16 protein-coding genes and 1 pseudogene are annotated in these 20,208 nt (G+C 40.0%); 2 read left to right on the plus strand and 15 right to left on the minus strand.

All coding sequences use genetic code 11. The features are described from left to right. Positions 1-6: 6 nt before the first annotated feature. The 5 genes from PGY05_RS01855 to PGY05_RS01875 all read right to left on the minus strand — a co-directional run bounded on the left by PGY05_RS01855 (position 7) and on the right by PGY05_RS01875 (position 7,480). Positions 7-1,764 (minus strand): ABC transporter permease subunit, encoded by a 1,758-nt coding sequence (locus tag PGY05_RS01855; RefSeq protein ID WP_270205944.1) that lies wholly within the window; start codon positions 1,762-1,764, stop codon positions 7-9. 11 nt (positions 1,765-1,775) lie between these two features. Beyond that, the gene (locus PGY05_RS01860) at positions 1,776-2,756 is read right to left on the minus strand and encodes an ABC transporter permease (RefSeq protein ID WP_008369366.1); all 981 of its coding nucleotides are present in this window, start codon (positions 2,754-2,756) and stop codon (positions 1,776-1,778) included. Positions 2,757-2,960: 204 nt separating this feature from the next. After that, positions 2,961-4,883 (minus strand): ABC transporter substrate-binding protein, encoded by a 1,923-nt coding sequence (locus tag PGY05_RS01865; protein ID WP_270205943.1) that lies wholly within the window; start codon positions 4,881-4,883, stop codon positions 2,961-2,963. 309 nt (positions 4,884-5,192) lie between these two features. After that, positions 5,193-6,356, minus strand: coding sequence for a 23S rRNA (uracil(1939)-C(5))-methyltransferase RlmD (rlmD, locus tag PGY05_RS01870; RefSeq protein WP_117556469.1), 1,164 nt, complete (start codon positions 6,354-6,356; stop codon positions 5,193-5,195). Positions 6,357-6,490: 134 nt separating this feature from the next. Continuing rightward, a complete protein-coding gene (locus tag PGY05_RS01875; protein WP_118199213.1) occupies positions 6,491-7,480 on the minus strand; it encodes a guanosine polyphosphate pyrophosphohydrolase in 990 nt (329 codons plus the stop codon). Positions 7,481-7,747: 267 nt separating this feature from the next. Between PGY05_RS01875 and PGY05_RS01880 the strand changes: the two genes are divergently transcribed. Next, positions 7,748-8,029: a hypothetical protein gene (locus PGY05_RS01880; protein WP_270475224.1), complete on the plus strand. Its 282-nt coding sequence runs from the start codon at positions 7,748-7,750 to the stop codon at positions 8,027-8,029. Here the strand turns inward: PGY05_RS01880 and PGY05_RS01885 are convergent, their stop codons facing one another. Further along, the gene (locus PGY05_RS01885; RefSeq protein WP_270475225.1) at positions 8,030-9,715 is read right to left on the minus strand and encodes an alpha-glucosidase; all 1,686 of its coding nucleotides are present in this window, start codon (positions 9,713-9,715) and stop codon (positions 8,030-8,032) included. Positions 9,716-9,873: 158 nt separating this feature from the next. On the opposite strand from PGY05_RS01885, the gene PGY05_RS01890 reads away from it, so the two are divergent. Next, positions 9,874-10,764: an AraC family transcriptional regulator gene (locus PGY05_RS01890; RefSeq protein ID WP_270475226.1), complete on the plus strand. Its 891-nt coding sequence runs from the start codon at positions 9,874-9,876 to the stop codon at positions 10,762-10,764. Between the two features lie 40 nt (positions 10,765-10,804). Here the strand turns inward: PGY05_RS01890 and PGY05_RS01895 are convergent, their stop codons facing one another. The 9 genes and pseudogenes from PGY05_RS01895 to PGY05_RS01935 all read right to left on the minus strand — a co-directional run. Beyond that, positions 10,805-12,127, minus strand: a complete 1,323-nt coding sequence (locus PGY05_RS01895; RefSeq protein ID WP_117823773.1) for an MATE family efflux transporter — start codon at positions 12,125-12,127, stop codon at positions 10,805-10,807. Between the two features lie 30 nt (positions 12,128-12,157). Then, entirely contained in the window at positions 12,158-13,105 is a 948-nt protein-coding gene (locus PGY05_RS01900) for a hypothetical protein (protein WP_270475227.1), read from the minus strand. A gap of 84 nt (positions 13,106-13,189) precedes the next feature. Then, the gene (locus PGY05_RS01905) at positions 13,190-14,188 is read right to left on the minus strand and encodes an aldo/keto reductase (protein ID WP_270475228.1); all 999 of its coding nucleotides are present in this window, start codon (positions 14,186-14,188) and stop codon (positions 13,190-13,192) included. A gap of 218 nt (positions 14,189-14,406) precedes the next feature. Beyond that, entirely contained in the window at positions 14,407-14,580 is a 174-nt protein-coding gene (locus PGY05_RS01910; RefSeq protein WP_021739259.1) for a hypothetical protein, read from the minus strand. Between the two features lie 263 nt (positions 14,581-14,843). After that, entirely contained in the window at positions 14,844-15,824 is a 981-nt protein-coding gene (locus PGY05_RS01915; protein ID WP_270475229.1) for a carbohydrate kinase family protein, read from the minus strand. Further along, positions 15,808-17,172, minus strand: a complete 1,365-nt coding sequence (locus PGY05_RS01920; RefSeq protein WP_118219730.1) for an MFS transporter — start codon at positions 17,170-17,172, stop codon at positions 15,808-15,810. The genes PGY05_RS01915 and PGY05_RS01920 overlap by 17 nt, the downstream gene beginning before the upstream one ends. A gap of 18 nt (positions 17,173-17,190) precedes the next feature. Continuing rightward, a pseudogene (locus PGY05_RS16635) lies at positions 17,191-17,582 on the minus strand (VOC family protein). A 9-nt stretch (positions 17,583-17,591) separates the two neighbouring features. Continuing rightward, positions 17,592-18,620 (minus strand): zinc-dependent alcohol dehydrogenase, encoded by a 1,029-nt coding sequence (locus PGY05_RS01930; protein ID WP_270475230.1) that lies wholly within the window; start codon positions 18,618-18,620, stop codon positions 17,592-17,594. A 388-nt stretch (positions 18,621-19,008) separates the two neighbouring features. Beyond that, positions 19,009-20,208 (minus strand): ROK family protein (locus tag PGY05_RS01935; protein WP_330672916.1); only part of this gene is annotated, 1,200 nt, incomplete at its 5' end.

Genomic DNA, 20,208 nt, shown 5'->3' on the forward strand with positions numbered 1-20,208 from the left:
TTATTCCTACCTTTCATTTGCTTTCGGGTCAACTGCTCTACGAAGTCCGTCACCAAACAAGTTGATACTTACAGTACAAAGTCCTAATACAACTGACGGAAATACCCATCTCCACCAGTACTGTGAGATAACTTCTGAAGAACGACAGTTGTTCAGCATATTTCCCCATGAAGGAATTGGCTCTGCAACACCGAATCCTAAGAATGATAATCCGGATTCTGTCAGCATACAGGTTGCAAATGAGATTGTTGCCTGTACGATAATGATCGTCATTACGTTCGGTACGATATGACGGAAAATAATATTCTTTTCTCTTACACCCAGTGCTTTTGCAGCGACAACGAATTCTTTGTTACGTTCTGCAAGCACCTGTGCACGGACAAGACCTGCGATACCGGTCCATCCGAGGAAACCGAGGATCAACATGATCATGATGATTCTTCCGACATCAGATACTTTATTTCCGATCAAAGCTGAAAGAATCAGTGCCAGCGGGATAAACGGAAGGGATCCGACAACCTCTGCCAGACGCATAAGAAGGATATCCACAGTTCCACCGTAGTATCCGGAAATACCCCCTACTAAGATACCGATCGCGAACTGGATGATAACAGCGATGAATCCGACTGTCATAGTCATCTGTCCACCCTTTAAGATACGGTAAAATACGTTTCTTCCAAGATTATCTGTTCCAAGTAAGTAACCTTTCAGTCCCCATGTCACAACAGAGCCGTCTTCTTTGATAATACAGTTCTGATAATAGCCGGAAGCTAATTTTGCAATATTGGTTGCCTTAGCAGGAACCTTTGCCTGATTGTTTTCATTTCCGCCCCAGGCTACTGCGTTTCCATCTTCTGTCACAACAACAAGATGGTTACGTCCACCTGAAATATCCACTGCTTTGCCCTGCACTTCTTCCGGTACGGAGAAAATATGGTCGTGGTTGTTTCCCCAGACTTTTACAGTACCATCTTTTAATACAGCTGCTGCTGCTTTATCTGTTAAAGCGATTTTTTCTACTTTTCCCTGAATCTCTTCCGGTACATTATCTAAAGCAGTTTCTTTCTTTGCAAGCGAGATGACTTTTCCATCCTTTGTAAGGGCAATGGCTGTCTGAATATTTGCTTTTACTTCTTTGACTTTTTCGTCCTTTACATTAGCTGTAGAAATATCAACTGCACTTGTATTTCCCCATGAAACAACTTTTCCGTCTTCTGTTACAACAACGGATACCTGATATCCTGCTTCAATATCAGCAATCTTTTTGCCTTTCAGTTCCGTCGGAATCACATTAAGACCCATTCGGTTGAAGCCCCAGGTGTATAAGTTACCTTTATCGTTGATTGCTAGCACGTGGTCCTGACCAACTGCGATATCAACAACTTTTCCCATATCAGCCGGAATTTTTTTCAGGTTTTTCGTTAACTGTCCCCACTCATAAACGTAACCGTCTTTGTCTACTCCTACACCATATGTCGGACCAAATTCAATCACTTCGGCATTATCTTTTAAATCTGACGGAACCGAAAGGAATGAAAATCCCGGTGCGATATTTTTCTGTGTTGGATCCTGATAGTTTAAATCCTGGTGAAACCAGATCGGAAGGATGAAGCACATTGCAAAAATTGATACAAATACGATCAATCCTCCCATAGCCAGTTTGTTTTCCAGCAGATTTTTTATAATCGTACGAAAAGGACTTTGCATCTGTTCTTCTTCAAGAACGGAACGCTGCTCTTTTTCTTTCTTCTTTCCAAATAACATTTGTCTTCCTCCTAATCGAGTTTAATTCTTGGATCAACGATACAGTAACATAAGTCTGTGATCAGGTTTGCAGCAAGTCCTAACAAAATGTAAAACATCTGCATGGACAGTGCGACTGTATAGTCATGCTGGTTCAAGGAATCGATCAGAAGTTTTCCGACACCTTTCCATGAGAACAGAGTCTCAATGATAACCGCTCCACCAAAGATACCTACGATAGAGCCTACGATCCAGCCTGTGATCGGGATCATCGCGTTACGGAACGCATGTTTGTAAATAACAGTTTTTTCTTTCAGACCTTTGGCACGGGCTGTTCTTACATAATCCATAGATAATGCATCAAGAAGAGCTCCTCTGACATAACGGATCAGACCACCGATACCTGTCAGACATACAATAATAGGAAGTGCCATATGATATAAATAATCTAAGAATGCACGGAAGCCTGTAAAATTTGCACCCGTTGTGACCATTCCACTGATTGGAAAGATCGGAATTTTAATTGCAAACAGGTAGATAAAGATCAGCGCCGAAATAAATGAAGGAATACTGATACCGATCATAGTTGCTACCTGGAGTGATGTATCAAACACCGTGTCTTTTTTTACCGCACATTTGATTCCCAGCGGAATTCCGATTGCGAAAAGGAAAATATAATATACAACGTTCAGGGCGATTGTATTTTTCATCGGAGGTCCGATCAGTTCTTTAACCGGAATACGATATACGGTAGAGTAACCGAAATCTCCCTGTAAGATATTTCCCATCCAGCTTAAATACTGAACCGGAATCGGTTTATCAAGTCCGAGACGTACTCTTGCCTGTTGATAAAGCATCTCATACTGTTCCGGTGAAACACTCTGCTTTTGTCCCTCGACCATAAGTCTGGCAGGGTCACCAGGTACCATTTTAAAAATACCAAACAGTAAGATGGAAAGCAGGAAGAATACTATAATAATATAACCAAGTCTTTTCAATATGTATTTTGCCATAATGTAGTTTTCTCCTTCTGGATGAAATAGTTATTCCTGAATTATTCATGACATGTGATTCTGTCCGAACCATTACCATAATTTTGTTTTCGTATAAAGAAAAGATACGGGAAGACAGAACATTTCCCTTTGTTCTGTCCTCCCTGTTTTGTCATGCATATCAAAAGTTAATAGAATTGATCTATTCTGATGAATCCTTTATGCTTATTCTTCAAAGTATGCATCTAATACCATTGCTCCCCATCCCACATGAGCTCTAGGAACGAAATTCTTAAGCTTCGGATTGAAGAACATATAAGAAACTCCTGATCCCATTGGAAGACTTGGAAGTTTTTTGTTGTATGCCAGCTGGAATTCTCCATATAATTTTCTGAATCCGTCAATGTCTTCAGAATCAACTTTCTGCATCTCTTTACCGATTGCTTTTAATTCCGGATCGGAAATGTAGTTAACATTCCAGCTTCCCATTAAACTCGGATCGTCATCGAAGCAGTTCCAGTAGAAGAGAATTTCCGGAATTCCGATACTACTGTAGAAAATGTTATATTCTGGTTCATCGATACCCTGGCGATTCAAATGGTTGATCATAAGAGCAAAGTCCATAGATGTGTATTTGTATTCCATACCGATCTTTTCTGCTTCCGGTGGGATTACTGTGTTGTAAAGTTTTGAGTAGTCATCTTCGCAGCATGCTACTTCAACTTTTAATTTCATCAATTCACCATCTACTTCTTTATAACGGTATTTGTCTGTACCTTCTTTGTACTCTTCACCTTTTTCGTTCAGTGTCCAACCACCATCGATGAGTTCCTGTTTTGCTTTATCAAGGTCATATGAGTAGTGAATCAGTTCAGATTCAATATCATCTTTGATTGCTGCAAAATCTGTTGTAGCATCTGTTGCATAACAGTCTACCACTGTACCGTATCCGCCTGTTAACTGTTTGTTGATTTCATCACGGTCTACGATATAAGCGATTGCACGTCTTACTTCTTCAAACTGTGTCGGTCCAAAGTCACACATATAACGCATCTCGTTGATACGTGTTCCCGGTACAAGACCATAGTTTGCATCTAATTTTCCTTCTTCTACTTTTGTTAAAGCAGCTTCGATCTTTTCTCCTGTACCTGCTGAGTAGAAATCAATTGTTCCTTTTTCAAATTCGTCACGGATTGTTTCATCTGCAACCGGTTTGGAAATAATTGTCTGGATATGTGGTTTTGTTCCATCATATGTTCCAAGGTATTCTTCGTTGATTTCAAGTTCAACAGTTTCAGTTGTAAGGTCAACACTCTTTAATTTGTAAGGTCCGCATACAACCGGTGCTTTGTAACGGAATCCTTTATCCGGATCCAGCAAGGTTTCTCTGATGAGATCTTCTGTAAATCCGTCTGTAAGGTATGCTCCGTTTCCATCATCTTTCACGTCGCATCCAGGAGCGATTGCTGCAAGCGGTTCCGGTCCATAGGCAACATTTGCCATCTCATAGTAGTTCGGAAGCTGATCTGCACTGATTGTCATAGAAAATTCGTAATCCCCAAGAAGGTTAACACCTGCAAATTCTTTTGTTGTTCCCTGTACATGATCGTTGTATCCAACTAAAGCCCATCCGTATGTTGCATCACCTTCACAGGCTGCAAATTCCGGAGAAGAATGAAGCAGAAGACTGAATACATAATCTTTTGCTGTGATCGGAGAACCGTCACTCCATTTCAGGTTATCATTGATTTCAAAACGGTATGTCTTGCTTCCGTCATCGTTTTCGATTACTTCGTGATCTTTAACAACAACCGGGTCCCAATCAAGAACATAATCACGATTGTAATCAGCGAGGGCGTAACCACTCATCAGTTCGATAAATCCAGAGTTCGTTGCACTATTTGTCCATCCGTCGTACATATCCGGTGATAAGGTACCTGGTGAAATTGCAACTACAACCTGTCCTCCTACAGGTGCATCTTCCGGCGGTGCACTCTGCATATCTTCGGTTACCTCAACTCCAACCTGTTTGCTTTCACCATCATCCTGATTATTCTGGTTCTTGCTGGAAGCTCCTCCACCGCCACAGGCTGTGACCGAGAATACCATGATACCAGCCAGCATGAGGGCTATCATTCTCTTTTTCATTTTGCATTCCTCCATAAATGTAAACTTTGTGTTAAGACAATTATAACATTTTACCAATTAAACATCTATTATCGTTTTCGTTTTTGTGCATTTTTGTGAAATACGACGTATTTTTATTGTATACAAAAAAACAAGTCTTTCATGGACGGATTTTACTACATATATGGACGATATCTGTTTTTCATTCACACACATTCAGATTGTTAACAGTCTACAATTTGTGCATTTTTAACAAATTGTTAAATGTTGACATTTGACCAAAAACAAAAAAGCAGAACGTTTGTTCCGCTTTTTTCATCAATCTTTTTGTTATCGCGATAAGAGTACGACGGTTTCAACGTGCTCCGTAAACGCAAACATTTCCACCGGCTGTATCTTTTTTACCTGATATCCTTTTTTTGTCAGATACTTCAGATCTCTTGCCAGTGTCTCCGGATTGCAGGAAATGTACACGATCTTCTCCGGTCCCATCTTCACTGCAGATGCCATAAATTTTTCATCACTTCCGGCTCTCGGCGGATCCATAAACAGCACATCCATACTATTTCCCTCTGCTGCCATCGCCTCCATAAACTCCCCGGCATCTCCCTGGAAAAATCTCACATTCCGGATCTGATTCTCTTTTGCATTTAATATTGCATCCTTCACGGCATCCTTATTAAGTTCCACACCGACTACTTCTTTTGCATGTCCCGATGCGATCAGACCGATCGTTCCGATTCCGCAATAGGCATCGATCACGCTTTCTTTCCCTGTCAGATGTGCAAATTCAATCGCTTTCTGATAAAGGATCTCCGTCTGCACCGGATTTACTTGATAGAAGGACTTTGGTGAAATCCGGAAAGTACACCCGCAGAGTTCATCCCGGATAAATCCTTTCCCATATAACACTTTTTCTCTCTCCCCAAGGATCATACTGGTCTTTCTGTCGTTAATATTAAGGACAACCGTTGTAATCTCCGGATGCTCTTTTCTGAGTGCTTTTACGAAATTATTAGACGATGGAAGGATTGGTGATCCAAGCACCAGAACCACCATAATCTCTCCGCTTTTAAACCCTCTTCTGATCAGCACATGACGGAACAGGCCATATCCTGTATCTTCATCGTAGGTTTTGATCTTAAAAGATTTCAAAAGTCCCCGGATCGTCCGGATGATCTCCTGACTCTTTTTGTCTTCGATCAGACAGTTTTCAACAGGAACGACCCGGTGTGTCTTCGCTTCATAGGTTCCGGATACGATATTTCCCTTTCGGTCTCTGTCGAATACGGCGTGTACTTTATTTCTGTAATAATACGGATTCTCCATTCCGATGATCGGTTCTACTTTTCCGTATTTTGACAACAGAGCGTTCACCATTTTCTGCTTCTTTTTCAGCTGCTCCTTATATGGCACTCCCTGATACTGGCATCCTCCGCATTTTTTTGCCACTTTACAGGCTTCCGGTTCTGTCTGTTTTTTCTTTTCTTCCATTTTTTACCTCTCTTCTTTTTTTATTCTTTTCTCAAAAGAGATCCGGCATATTATCCAGATACAACTCTTCTCTGACCTGGAGATGGTAATATGCTTTTTTTGTATCTGATGTATTCATTCTTATTATAATCCTTTTAATCATTCAGATCCGTCTGGAATCTTGATAAATGTTCATACGGCAGGATCAGTCTCCCCCTGTATAATCCGCATCCGTCATTGATGAGACTATTATTTGCCGCAGCAAACATATTGACTTCCAGATCCTTCAGTTCCAACCCCAGAAGCCGCATTCCTCTTTCGTATGCCTCATCAAAATAAATGCATTCTCCTTCCGGAATAGCTTCTCTTCTTGCCCTGACTCTTTCCTGTTCCTTCTCGTAGGCCTGGTGATTTGCCGCTCCAATCTCCGCTATATCATCCATCTTCTTTGTCCGCAGTTGTACTTCCATGTAACTTCTCGAACAGTTATCATAAAACGTGATGTGGAGTGATTGATAGCTGCCTCCGCTTCCATTGGAAATATAATCCCGATAATAAGGTTTCACCGCCTCATCCATAAAAGGAGATGTACTTTCAAGCACCCCTTTTGCAGATTCTGCCGTAAATCCTCTTTCCTCCAGAAACCCCGGAAGAACATTCGCGATCCTGTATAAATACTTGATTTCCTCTTCTTCTCGCAGTTTGTCATCCCTGATATGGCATTTTGGAAGAGAAATTACCAGACGGTATGCGATAATATCCCGAAAACAGCTCAGTTTTTCCCTTAGGTCAGGCACCGGCGGATAGGTATGATGTTTTTCATAATAATCATAAATATATTCTACAATATACCCGTTGAATTTTTCCTCTGCGCGGATCAGGGACTTGATCCTTCCTTTAAAAGTAAAAGCAAGCAGAGGATATTCCTGTACCATGTATTTATAAAAATCCCTGATTTTCTGCGACTGTGCAGTAAGGAAATCATTGTGTTCAAGCAGTTCCCTGAACTGGATCAGGAAATTGGAATGGATGAGATCTATTTCATTGTGATTCTTCTTTGCTTCTTTCTTCAGATCCACTGTATAATTTCTTAAAATCCGAAAAATCGTATCACCTGAATATAAATAGTCATTTAATGTGATCATACGTTCCACCCTTTCTATTTGATTTTCTTATACAGTATAGCAGAATCTGGCTGGATTGGATACCGTTTTGTTAAATAGAAGCAGGGATTGATCTGCTGCATATAATCCAGCAAGGTCAATCCCTGATTTATCATATTTCTAAAATAAAAGCTGAAGCCCCATAGCAATGATCCACATATACGCACATGTCTTCAGAATCATCAGTAATCTACTTTTGGTTTTGTTTTACTGAATAGTGTTACCGGAGTGTAGCATCCAAAGGAGATAATGATAGCGGCAATCAAATCAAAAATCAAATATCCGACATCAAATGCTCCTTTCGGATCTGCTTACGAAGAACATGCTGCCATCAAGGATACTGCAGCAGAGGTAAGAGCGCTTCACAAAAACGGAATTCATGTATCCGCCGTCTTTATGGGAAACGATGGCGAAGTGACAAATGCTAAACAGATTTACGGAAAAGAATTTACCAGGATCCGCCAGATTGATCAGCTTTCAAAAGCAGCTGGACGTCTGATTCAAAAAGAGATCCGGGAGTTATATAGTTAGTTACTTGTGGTTTTCCAGCTCCAGAACAACCACTTCACAGCTCCGTAAATTCAATGAATCCTTTTCACAATCTACCGTTCCATCTATACGGTTCGATAACCATACTTTTTCGATTTCGCTCTTCAGTTTGATTGTTGCAGCATCCTTTCCGAAATTAGCAGCCACAAGAATGCACTTGGATTCATCTTTACGGTAAAATGCCATGACTCCGTCCACATTTTCATATTCCGGAAGAAATTTTCCATAGGTAAATACTTCTTTCAGTTCATCCGATTTACGCAGTGCAACCAGTTTGCGATAATAATTCAAAACTGAATCCGGATCCTGTTCCTGAGCTTCCACATTCACGTCTTTAAATAAAGGATTTACCTTTAACCATGGAGTTCCTTTTGTAAAACCGCCATTTTCCCCGTTCGTCCATTGCATTGGTGTTCTTGCATTGTCACGGCTCATACGGCTGCATACTTCCAATGCTTCCTGATCCGATAATCCCGCTTCACGGGCAGTATGATACTGGTCTTTTGTACTGATATCATCAAATTCCTCCATGCTGTTCCATTTGGCATTTCTCATACCGATTTCCTGCCCCTGGTAAATGAAAGGAATTCCTCTGAGGAGAAGGCTTATGGTACCAAGCATCTTGATTCCGTCCGGTGTCTGAGCATAAGATGGCAAAAATCTGGATGCCCCTCTTGGCTCATCGTGATTTTCAATGATATTCGCCTTAAAGCCATACTTCTGTGTTTCTAATTGTGCCTGAATGATCGCAGCTCTCCATTTCGCAAATTCCAGCTTCGGAGCATCATACCATCCATGTTCTCCATCAGTGAGCGTATGGGCGCTAAAATCAAATATCGTTGAAAAATGACCGGTTTCTCCAATAAATTCCGGTAATTCATCCGGTTTCATGTTAAATACTTCTCCGACTGTAAAGGCATCATACTTTTCAAAAGTTGATTTTTTCAGATCCTCCAACAGCTCCCCTACTCCGTCTACACTTTCAACCATCTTCCAGCAGCTTGCCAGACCATCTTTCCCATCCGGTGCAAAATCAGGAAAGTTCAGATCCTTCTTAATGTTTATGATCGCATCGATTCGAAAACCGGAGAGACCTTTTTCCAGCCACCAGTTGATCATTTTGTACAGTTCCTGCCGTAACTTCGGATTTTCCCAATTCAGATCCGGCTGTTCCTTTGCAAACATGTGAAAATAATATTTGTCCGTTCCCGGTACCTTTTCCCAACAGCTTCCTCCAAAATAGGAACGGTAATTGCTCGGTGGATTGCCGTTTTTTCCCTTGCGGAAATAAAAATAATCCGCAAACGTTCCATCTGGATCAGCAAGTGCTTTCTGAAACCACTCATGTTTATCGGAGCAATGATTAATAACCAGATCCATAATAATATGCATGTCTCGTTTTTTTGCTTCTGCCAGCAGTTCATCAAATTCTTCCATTGTTCCGAATTCTTCTGCAATTGCATAGTAATCCGCAATATCATATCCCTGGTCTACAAATGGTGATTTATAAATAGGTGATAACCAAATAATATCGATTCCTAATTTTTTCAGATAATCCAGTTTAGAAATAATTCCTCTCAGATCTCCGATTCCGTCTCCATTTGTATCCAGAAAACTCTTTGGGTAAATCTGATACGCTACTTTGTCATGCCACCACTTTTTTCCCATTTTTATCAACCTCTTTCATATATAATCATAGTATTTGTTCGCCATTGCGTTATTGCTTTAGCTGTATTATACTGCTATTATAAGATCTTATTCTTGACAAATCTTGCATTATTTTTTCATTATATAACACAATACTGCTATTATAGAGAGGACAAAAAATGAAAACGCCACATTCACTTATACCGGAGCAAAAAGAAAATATCAAACATGGAGAAGTTTATTTTCCAATCCAGAAGTATATTACAAAGCTGACAAAAGAAGCACCTGTCATAACAATGCACTGGCACGAGGAAGCAGAGCTTACCCTTATAACAAAAGGTTCCTGTGTCTACCAGATCGATTTAATTGAATATGAGGCAAGTACCGGGGATATCCTGTTTATTCCTCCCCTGCTGCTGCATTCCATTATCCTGAAAAGCAGTCAGGACTTCTGTTCGGAAACCTATGTATTCCATATGAATCTTTTGGGAGGAAATACTGCAGACATCTGTTCTACCCGCTACCTTACGCCCATGGTAAACCACGAATTATCTTTACCCTGTCTCATTACCGCGGATCATCCTGCATATGATTCTCTTTGCAAGTCTTTTGCACAGCTTGCCTCCCTTTACGATACCCGGATGTTTGGATATGAACTCGCCATAAAATCTTATCTGCTGCAGACACTTTTTCTTCTGCTCCAGTACAGCAGCACAAGATTCTCCACGGAATCAGACTCTTCCGACAAATTAAAAATTGTACTTGATCATATTGATCTGCATTATGCAGAAGCTCTGTCGGTTCCTGAACTTGCAAAGCTATGTTATTTCAGCGAGTATCATTTTATGCGCTTTTTCAAAAAACACATGAATATGACCTGCATTCAGTATATTAACAATATCAGACTGGAAAAAGCGGTAGAGTTATTTGAACACGGTAACACCTCCATATTAGAGGTGTCTTTATCTGTTGGCTTTCATAATCTTTCTTATTTTTACAGAGCATTCAAAGCAAAATACCATATGACACCACTGACTTTTATAAAAAGATTAGAACTGGATTCTGTATAAGCTCATTCCCTGAGCGATTTTATATTTTCTTTAAATCCTGTTATTTTTTACGATAAATCCGAATCATCAAAGGCGTTTCTACCAAAAGCATGGCAACCCAGCCTGCCAGATAGGAATACGGCAACGCTTCAATTCCAAAGTTCCACAACAAAATCATAGGTGCTGCTGCAATGACTCGGACTGCCATATTGGTAAAACTGCTCATCAGTGTCACCTTCAGGTCTCCGATTCCACGGAAGAATCCTTGAATTGCATTCGTAACGGCCGGAAGAATATACATCACAGCAATCAGATGCAGATAAATGACACCATGTCCTATTACTTCCTCATCTTTTACGAAAAGTGCCATTAGTTCTCCGGCAAATACCTGGCAGATCACCATAACAGCTGCTCCATAAACAATTTCCAGAATCATCCCACAACGAAATCCCTCTCGCATGCGGTCATTTTTTCCGGCTCCCTTATTCTGCGCCATAAGTGCCGTCATGGCATGGGCAATATTCTGTTCCGGTGTAATTGCAAAGTCATCAATCCGATTGACCACCGCAAAAGCTGCAGCCACGGAAACTCCCATAGTATTAACCAGCGCCTGGATCGCAATTTTTCCCATTTGCACGGTGGCCTGCTGCATGGCGGATGCCCATCCGTAAGCAATTGTTTTCTTCAGCAAACGTGAATCGAATACCAGCCATTTCTTACCCAGACGAAGAATCGGTACTTTTTTCTGTATATAAATAATACAGAACAGGCAGCACAGCGCCTCACTAAGCACTGTTGAAATGGCGCATCCATTGCTTCCTGCCTTTAGTACAATGACAAAAAACAGATCTCCGAATATATTCAGGACTGCACTGATAATTAAGAAATACAAAGGCGATGCACTGTCTCCCAAAGCTCTTAAGGTACTGGAAAAAAAGTTATACAAAAAGGTAAACATTAATCCCAGAAAAATAATCCGTAAATACTGCCGCGTCATCTCCATAATCGATGCATCTACCTGCAGCAGATGCAGGATCGGTACAGCAAATACCACGCAAAATAAAGTCAGAAAAAAAGAAAAAACTACTCCCGACAACATGGTTGTACTGATCTGCCTGTGCAAAGTCTTATAATCCTTTGCCCCATACTGAATTCCCATGAGGATACTTGCCCCCATACATAATCCATTTAAAAACAGTATCATAAGCGTACTGATCGGATTACAGATACCAACTGCCGCCAGCGCTTCTTTCCCCACAAAATGCCCTACGATGATGCTGTCCACCGCATTATAAGTCAGCTGAAACAGATTTCCCAAAACAAGCGGCACAGTGAAATTCACAAGAATCGGCATGATTTTTCCAGTTGTCAGATCTTTTGTCATCTCATTCCTCTCCTTCGGTAAAATTTAAAATTAATTCTCTTCCGTTTTCTTTCTTTTCCTTTCAGAAACCCTTGGCACTGACTGAAGAGTAATAGATGGAATTTTTAAACCCATTATTCCCTTCAGAATCCAGGTAAATGATAACATGACCAGAACCGGAATGGCACAGGTTGTCACAAGAAGCACTGCCACGCCCTCTATAATTCTGTTTAATCCATCCTCAAAAGCAGAGAGTTTTTCTGTAGCGACTTCACCTGCCGCATCAATCGCATCATCAACCTTATCCTTCGCATCATTAAGAAATTCACTGAAAGAAAACTTTTTATCTTTCGTTTTTTGTGCTTCATCCTTCTTGTCTGCGTTTACAGAGGTATCTCCCTCATCTAATAATTCTTCCGTATCTTCCAGTGTAAAATCAGCTTCATAGGACTTTGCATAGGTTTCATTTACCATATTCGTCACCCACGCACTGGTAGGAACCAGTCCCCACAAAAGAACACCCAGAATGATACTCTTGATTCCGATTCTGTAGATAAATTCTTTCCATCCGTTTTTCAAAAAGTTGCCTGCTGCCAGAAGCACGCATCCGATAGGAAATAAGATTTTAAATGCAATATACCCGGTGATAGTCAGTAAGTATTTTTCAACAATGATCACTGCATAAACGATCACCATATAGCCTGCGACATCTGCCAGCTTATTCGCGATCGGAGTTGCGGCTTCTCCCGGTATTGCTGCAGCACCTGTTGCAAGAGCGGTTGCTGTTCCGGAAAGCCCAAGTGCTTTTTTCTGCAATCCATTCAGCGTTTTGATAACCCAACGGTACGATTCGACAGAAGTTGCCCATTTGGAAACAACAAAAAATGATGTAAGAGCAATTCCAATGCAGATCAGCATCATGATCAGACGATTTCGCATCGGTTGCTTATAGTTTCTAACTGTGATTTCATGGCTGTCTGCCATCATAGGTTCTTTCATACTTATTTTCCTTTCATGCTATCTATTCTCGGATAAAGAAAGGATCGGATACACGCTCCCGATCCCTTCCACCTTTTCAGTTTTCTATTTGTCCAGAACCGCAACCTGAATTGTCTTTACTGCTTCCTCCATACATTTGATATCCTCGGCACGCAACTTTATATCCAGACACTTTACGGTATCTTCCACACTGGAAGTTTTTCGCATTCCAACCAGAAGACTCATTCGGTCATACTGAGATAGTGCCCAGGCTTCTACCAGCGTTGCAAAACTGCAATGATATTCCTCACAAAGCGGTTTCCAGATTTCAAAGGCCCTGCGAAGTCCTTCTTTTTTCTCCGGATCTGTCCAAGGTATTCTGGAGCGGATATCGGTTTTTGCAAATTCACGGTCCATAAAGGCAGGAGAAGTTAAAAATCCTTCCTCCAACACACCATAGGTCTGAAATACCGTGTTATACTTTTTACACAGTTCAAAATAATCTCTGCCATGGAAAGGAGAGAGAATACTGAAAAATTCCTGTACAACGGATACTTTTCCGCCGGCTTCCTGATATGCAGCTAAATCTGCGGGTTGACTGTTAGAAAGTCCATAGGTGCGAATCTTTCCTTCACGAACCAGATTCTCCAAAGCTCCAACCGTTTCCTCCACCGGAAAGCTGCCGCAGACATAATGTACGATAACAGAATCCAGATAATCGGTTCCCATTCTTCGCAGAGAGTCTTCCACGTCCTTTTTCACTGCTGATGCGCGGGTGTCATTGTTAACGGTATAACCGTCTCGTTCATAATGAAAATTACCGCCCTCATTTCTCCAGTTCAGAGAGCATTTGGTCTGCAAAACAAAATCATTTCTTCTGCCTTTCAGTGCCTTACCAAGCAGTTCCTCACTTACTCCTGTGCCATACACCGGTGCGGTATCGATGTAATTCACGCCATGTTCATGACAAATATCAAGCAGATGCTTCGCGTCCTCAACTGTAGAATCTCCGTCTGTCCAGACACTTCCGCCGCCAAGCCCCCAAGTACCTAATGCAACCACAGAAACATCGATGTCCGTGTTGCCAAGCTTTTGAAATTTCATTTTAATTCCTCCGTTTTTCGTTATTCTTTCCTGCTTTTTATGCAGTATCCTAACCGTACAGCGTTCCCCTCACAAGGCTGTCTATATTTAAAAAGACAATTTTGTCACATCTGTGCGTTACTTACTCTACCTATTAGTATATACCACGCTCCGGAATAAGTAAAATAAAATCACTTTACCATTTCAAAAGCCACATGAATTCATCAAACCGGAATCGATTAATAACCCCAACTGATTATTTCCCAATTCTTTTTATCTTTTGTTTTCACTAAATGCCACTGCCAATTGGTATATGTAGCATTAGGATTGACCCCACCATCTCCACCTTTTTCGTCTGTATCAAAGGTTAATAATACTACAATAAGTTCTTGATTATTTTCTTTCCAATCCATTACTTCTTAGTTATAAAATGTGAACGCATGCGTTCACTATTCCAACTGCTGTTCAACCAAAACTTTTTCCATTATACAGTGCAAAATAAAAGAGACTTCACTCACCATGAATGAAGCCTCCTCAAAATACAATACTGTGAATGATTCACAGAACATATTTTATCGCAAAGCTTTAAAAAATAGAATAGATTTTACCAAACGACAGTTTTCAAAAAAGCTTGCAAATATGCACGCTCTTGTTGTTGCACTTTTCTTCAGATTGTCTACAAACATCTGATAAGCTTTTTGAACATAAATTCAAACACTGCCTCTTTCGTCGGAATCGCAGGAATTCCACCTCTCTTTTGCACACATAATCCAGCAACTGCATTTCCCAAAACAGCACACTTTTTGATTTCTTCCCATTCCATTTTTTCAACATTCTTATTCATAGAAAGGAGACTGCATAATACGCCTCCCCAAAATGAATCACCTGCCCCAGTCGTGTCGACCGTATGTATCTGAAATGCTTTGATGATTTCTTTTCTGCTTTTTGTTGCCATAAGAACGCCCTGTTCTCCCAATGTAATGGCAACCAGCTTTGGTCCCATAGCAAGGAGTTGATCTGCAGCCTGCTCATAACTTTTCGCCTCTGTCAACAGAGTACTCTCTTCATCCGATACCTTCATGACATCTACCAATTCTATGACAGATCTCATTTTTTTCACTGCATGCTCTTTGTTCTTCCAAAGAGACGGGCGATAATTTGGATCATAGGAAATAAGTGCACCCGCTGCTTTTGCCATTTTTACCGCTTCAATCGTTGTACTTTCTGCCGGTTCATCTGTCAACGATAATGATCCAAAATGAAAAATTCTACAACCTGAAATTAATGTCTGATCCAGTTCTTCTTTTTTTAACTGTGTATCTGCACCCGGTTTTCTTGCAAAAGAAAAATTCCGTTCTCCATTTTCACCGATTTCCACAAATGCCAACGTTGTAAAATAACCCGGGTCTTCAACAATAGCATCTGTATTGATTCCTTCCTTTTGCAATGTCTTCTTTAAAAATTTACCATGCATATCGTTTCCAACTTTTCCAATAAAAGATGTGCGATACCCAAAGTGGCTTGCAACGGTTAGAAGATTTGCCGGAGCACCGCCGGGATTCTGTTCGAACAATTTTCTCCCATCCTGACTGTGTCCTGCTTCCGTAAAATCAATCAACAATTCACCCAATGCCACGATATCAACTTTTTCTTCCATTTTTCAGTTCCTCCACAATCTCGTTATAACGTTTTTTATTTAACCGGTAGAAAAATAATACAACCGCAGTCACAATCCAAAGTGCACCTGGAATCGTCGTAAATGCATGTTTCATAATTGAAAGTACAATTGCATTTTGTGTCTGATTTGCAATATAACCATATTTTCCAAGTAATCCTGCTAAAAGTGCTGTTCCAACTGCCATTCCGATTTTATTTCCAAGTGAAATAAATGCATACTGAAAACCATCATTTCTAAGTCCGGTTTTCCACTCCCCATATTCCACACAGTCTGGAATAATTGCATAGATTGCGGTATTAAATCCAGAGAAAAAAAACTGTGTGAGACCAGATAATGCATAAAAAATAGACGGTGATTCTTTGGCATTGAAGAAAAACATAGACAGCATGGAAATTCCTGTAAATAAAGCAAAGAGAGATGCTGTTCTTCCTTTGTTATTCAACTTGCGGAATAATGGTTGAAAACAGGCTGCCCCGATGATAGAAGGAATAATGATGCACATCGAATAAGTTGTGTAGTAGGAGGCATTCCCTTCCACATATGTAAAGTAATACAGAATATCTGCGTTTCTACCATACAATGTAAATCCAAATAATATCTGTCCTGCCAATGCAAGAAGATATGGTCTGTTCTGCATGACTGCTTTCAACTGTATCTTTACAGAAATTTTTTCTTTTTCCGGAGTAATCACTGCCTCTTTCGTCTTCGCAAAGCAGAAGAAATGACAGGCTGTAAAAATACATCCATATATAACCGCAACCGTCAGATATCCTGTCTTTGCACTATGACTGCCGAATTTGCTGAGCAGTGGAACTGTGATAATATTTAACACACCAATTGCAATCATCGCTGCAACCGAACGGGATGTATTTATTTTTGCACGTTCATCAATATCCTGTGTCATAGCACCACACAAGGTTCCATATGGAATATTCACACAGGTATACCCCAAAACCAGCAGACAATATGTAATTACCATATAAATGATCTTTCCATTCTGCGGCCAGTCGGGTCTTGCCCAGAATGTCATAACAAGAAGAATCGCTGTAATTGGTGCCGCTACTAACAGCCATGGACGGTACCGTCCCCATCTCGATTTTGTTTTATCCGTAAGTCCTCCGACGATTGGATCATTGATTGCATCCCAGAATCTTGAAAAAAGCATAAGTGCTGACACAGCCGCCATACTGATTCCGAACACGTCTGTATAAAATATCATCAGAAAATTACTGACGAACATCCAGCTGAAATTACATCCAACATCACCAAACCCATATGCAATCTTACTGATCAGCGGTACTTTTCCATTTTTGTTTTCGCTTCCCATATGTCCCTCCTATTTTTATCAGAGTTTCTGACAGAACTCTATTCTTTCCTCATTTGGTCCCTTAATCATAAAAAATTTCACACCATTTTCCCAAAATGGTAGTTCTTCGATTCCGTCTGTAATAATTGTGTATTTTTCATTGCTGATTTTCTGATACATACTTTCGATGTCTTCCACATCAAGTGCAACATGTTGGTATGCACCGTCTGACATTGCCGCCTGCCCATTTTCAAAAGTCTCTATACAGTAATTTTTTATATAAAAAATGCCACTTTTTCCCCTGCTTTTTCATTATAAGACTGCATAATCACTTCAAATCCAAGACTCTTATAAAACTCAACTGTTTTCTGTAAATAGTTTGTCGGAAGCCCGACATGGGCAACTCCGACAATTCCATATTTATTTTCCATACGTACTCCTTACTTTTCACTGACGTTGATAATTACTTTCATCGTTGTCTCACGGTTATCATCAATATACTGGTATGCTTTCAGATAATCTTTAAAAGCAAATGTCTTTGAGATGAGCGGTTTCAAATGAACTTTGCCCTCATTTACCAATCTGATTCCATCTATGTAATCATCATGGCGGTACATCATCGTGCTCTTAATGTCAAGTTCGTGGTCATTTGCCACTGCAAGATCTACTTCTGCCATTCCTGCAAAAACAGCCACCAGTACAATCGTGCTTCCTTTTCTTGCATATTTAATTGCCTGTCCCATTGTGATATTGTTTCCAGCACAGTCGTAGATTACATCCGCCTTATCCGGTCCAAATGCTTCGATCATTGCCTCACCGAAGTCTTTATTTTGGGTATTCACACACACATCAATTCCGCATTCTTTTGCCTTTTCCAGTCTAAGATCACTAATATCTGTGATCATCACTTTCGCTGCCCCCATTCCTTTTGCTGCCTGTGCCACGAGATTTCCAATCGGTCCTGCTCCAAGGACTGCAATATTCATGCCAGCCACATCACCTATCTGTTTTACACCATGAACTGCCACAGCAAGAGGTTCGATCATAGCTCCTTCTTCATAGGACATATCTTCTGGAATAGGTGTTACTTTAGATGCATCCACTGCAAAATACTCAGATGCTGTTCCTGTCGTCTGAAATCCCATTACTTTTAATTCCTCACAGAGATTATACTTTCCATGACGACATGGATAGCAATGTCCACAATATACCTGAGGCTCTATCGTCACCTTCTGTCCCACATGAAACTCTGTGACATTTTTTCCAAGTTCTGTAATCTCACCGGAAACCTCATGTCCCTGTGTTACCGGATATTTTGTAAACGGATGTTTTCCATGATAAACATGAATATCTGATCCACAAACACCAATATTCATAATCTTTACCAACACCTGATTTTCCTTTACCTCCGGAACCGGAACCTCTCTGAAAATAATTTCTCCTGGATTTGTCATTACCTGCTGTAACATAATTGTTTCCTCCTTTTCATGTTGTTTTATTTTGTGTTTTATAAAATGTTTTATCAAAGTAATTATATTATTACCATGCAAACACGATTTGTCAATATGTTTTTTCATATTTTTATATATTTCATAATTTCAAAACACATTTTTTGTATATTTTTCACAATTAACACGCAAAAAAACGGAAAGAAAACCGTAGTTACTGTTTTCTTTCCGTTTTTTACTATAATATCTTTTTTTAATTTTACACAACTTCTCGTTTTTCACACATATCAAGTCGAACGTCCGCATTCGCTTTGCAATCTGTCAGTGGGAGCTTTTAACTCCAACAGACTAAACATCCCCTTACCCTACGCACCAGATGCGGTGTACTGCTTATCTTCGTTCAAAAAATTTACAATTCTACCATATGTTTTGTAAAAAAGTATTTCGCGGCTCCAACAGCCGACGCTTCTTTCTTATACGAACAATTTTTCAAGTATGAAACATCATGCTCAAAGCCATTATATGCCATCACTTTTTCTCCCAGTGGTATCATATAATCTGACAATACACCTCCCACATCACCTCCTAGTATGATATCCATATCATATGCCATCCGCAGATTTGATATCAAAACAGCAAGATGATCCAGATACTCATTCCATGTCTGCAAATTTTTTTCATCACCACTTTCAATTTTTTCCATAAATGCATCCAGTGACTGCCTGTTATCTTGTGTCAGTACACTTGCAGCACAATATGCATCTGCACATCCTGATTTACCACAATAACACTTTCTTCCACCGGGAACGAGTATCATGTGACCAAACTCCCCTGCTTTCTGGTTTTGCCCTCGAAACAGCTTTCCATCTATGCAGAATGCACCTCCTAAGGTGTGGTTCAAAGACAGATATATCGCATTTGGATACTTTTGCTTTTTTTCTGCAAGCATTGCAGCATTAGCATCGTTTTCAAAATATACTGGAATTTCCAACGCCTGCTCTAAAAAGCGCAGACTATAATTCTCTATACCTAAAGCATGGGATTTTAAAACAATCCGTTCTTTCTGATCAATAATTCCTGGAATCGCCACTCCAATCCCAAGTAGTGTATCCTTCGCTGCTTCGCCTTCAAGAAAAGTTTTGACCTTTTGTGCCACCTCTGTACAATAGGATAATTCTGCCGTAAATTTTAAACGGATGCGATCTTTTTTTATAATCTCATCTCCAAGATTTACTAATACCATTTCTATATGATTCGCTGTAATCAAAATTCCCATTGCATGACAGTATGACTTATTAATCCCTATACTTTTTGCCTTCCTTCCACCGGTTGAAGCATATTCCCCAGTTTCTTCCAACACCCTTTTTTCTAACAAGTCATTCACATTTGCTAACACAGTCGGCATACTCAAGTTTAACTCTTTTGCGATTCCCGCCTTGGATGTAACATGATTGTTTAGCACATAATTAATTATTTTTTTTCTTGTTATATTTTTTTTATCTTTATTTTCCGTTTTCTTACCCTCTTTTATTAAATATATTATAAAAGAATTATATGCTTTTTTATTCTTCTTGTAAAGTAATGTTTTATAATAAATCTCCGACAGAAT

It is taken from the genome of Coprococcus sp. AF51-11b1, from assembly GCF_027682785.1.
GTDB classification, from domain to species: Bacteria; Bacillota; Clostridia; order Lachnospirales; family Lachnospiraceae; genus Allocoprococcus; species Allocoprococcus comes.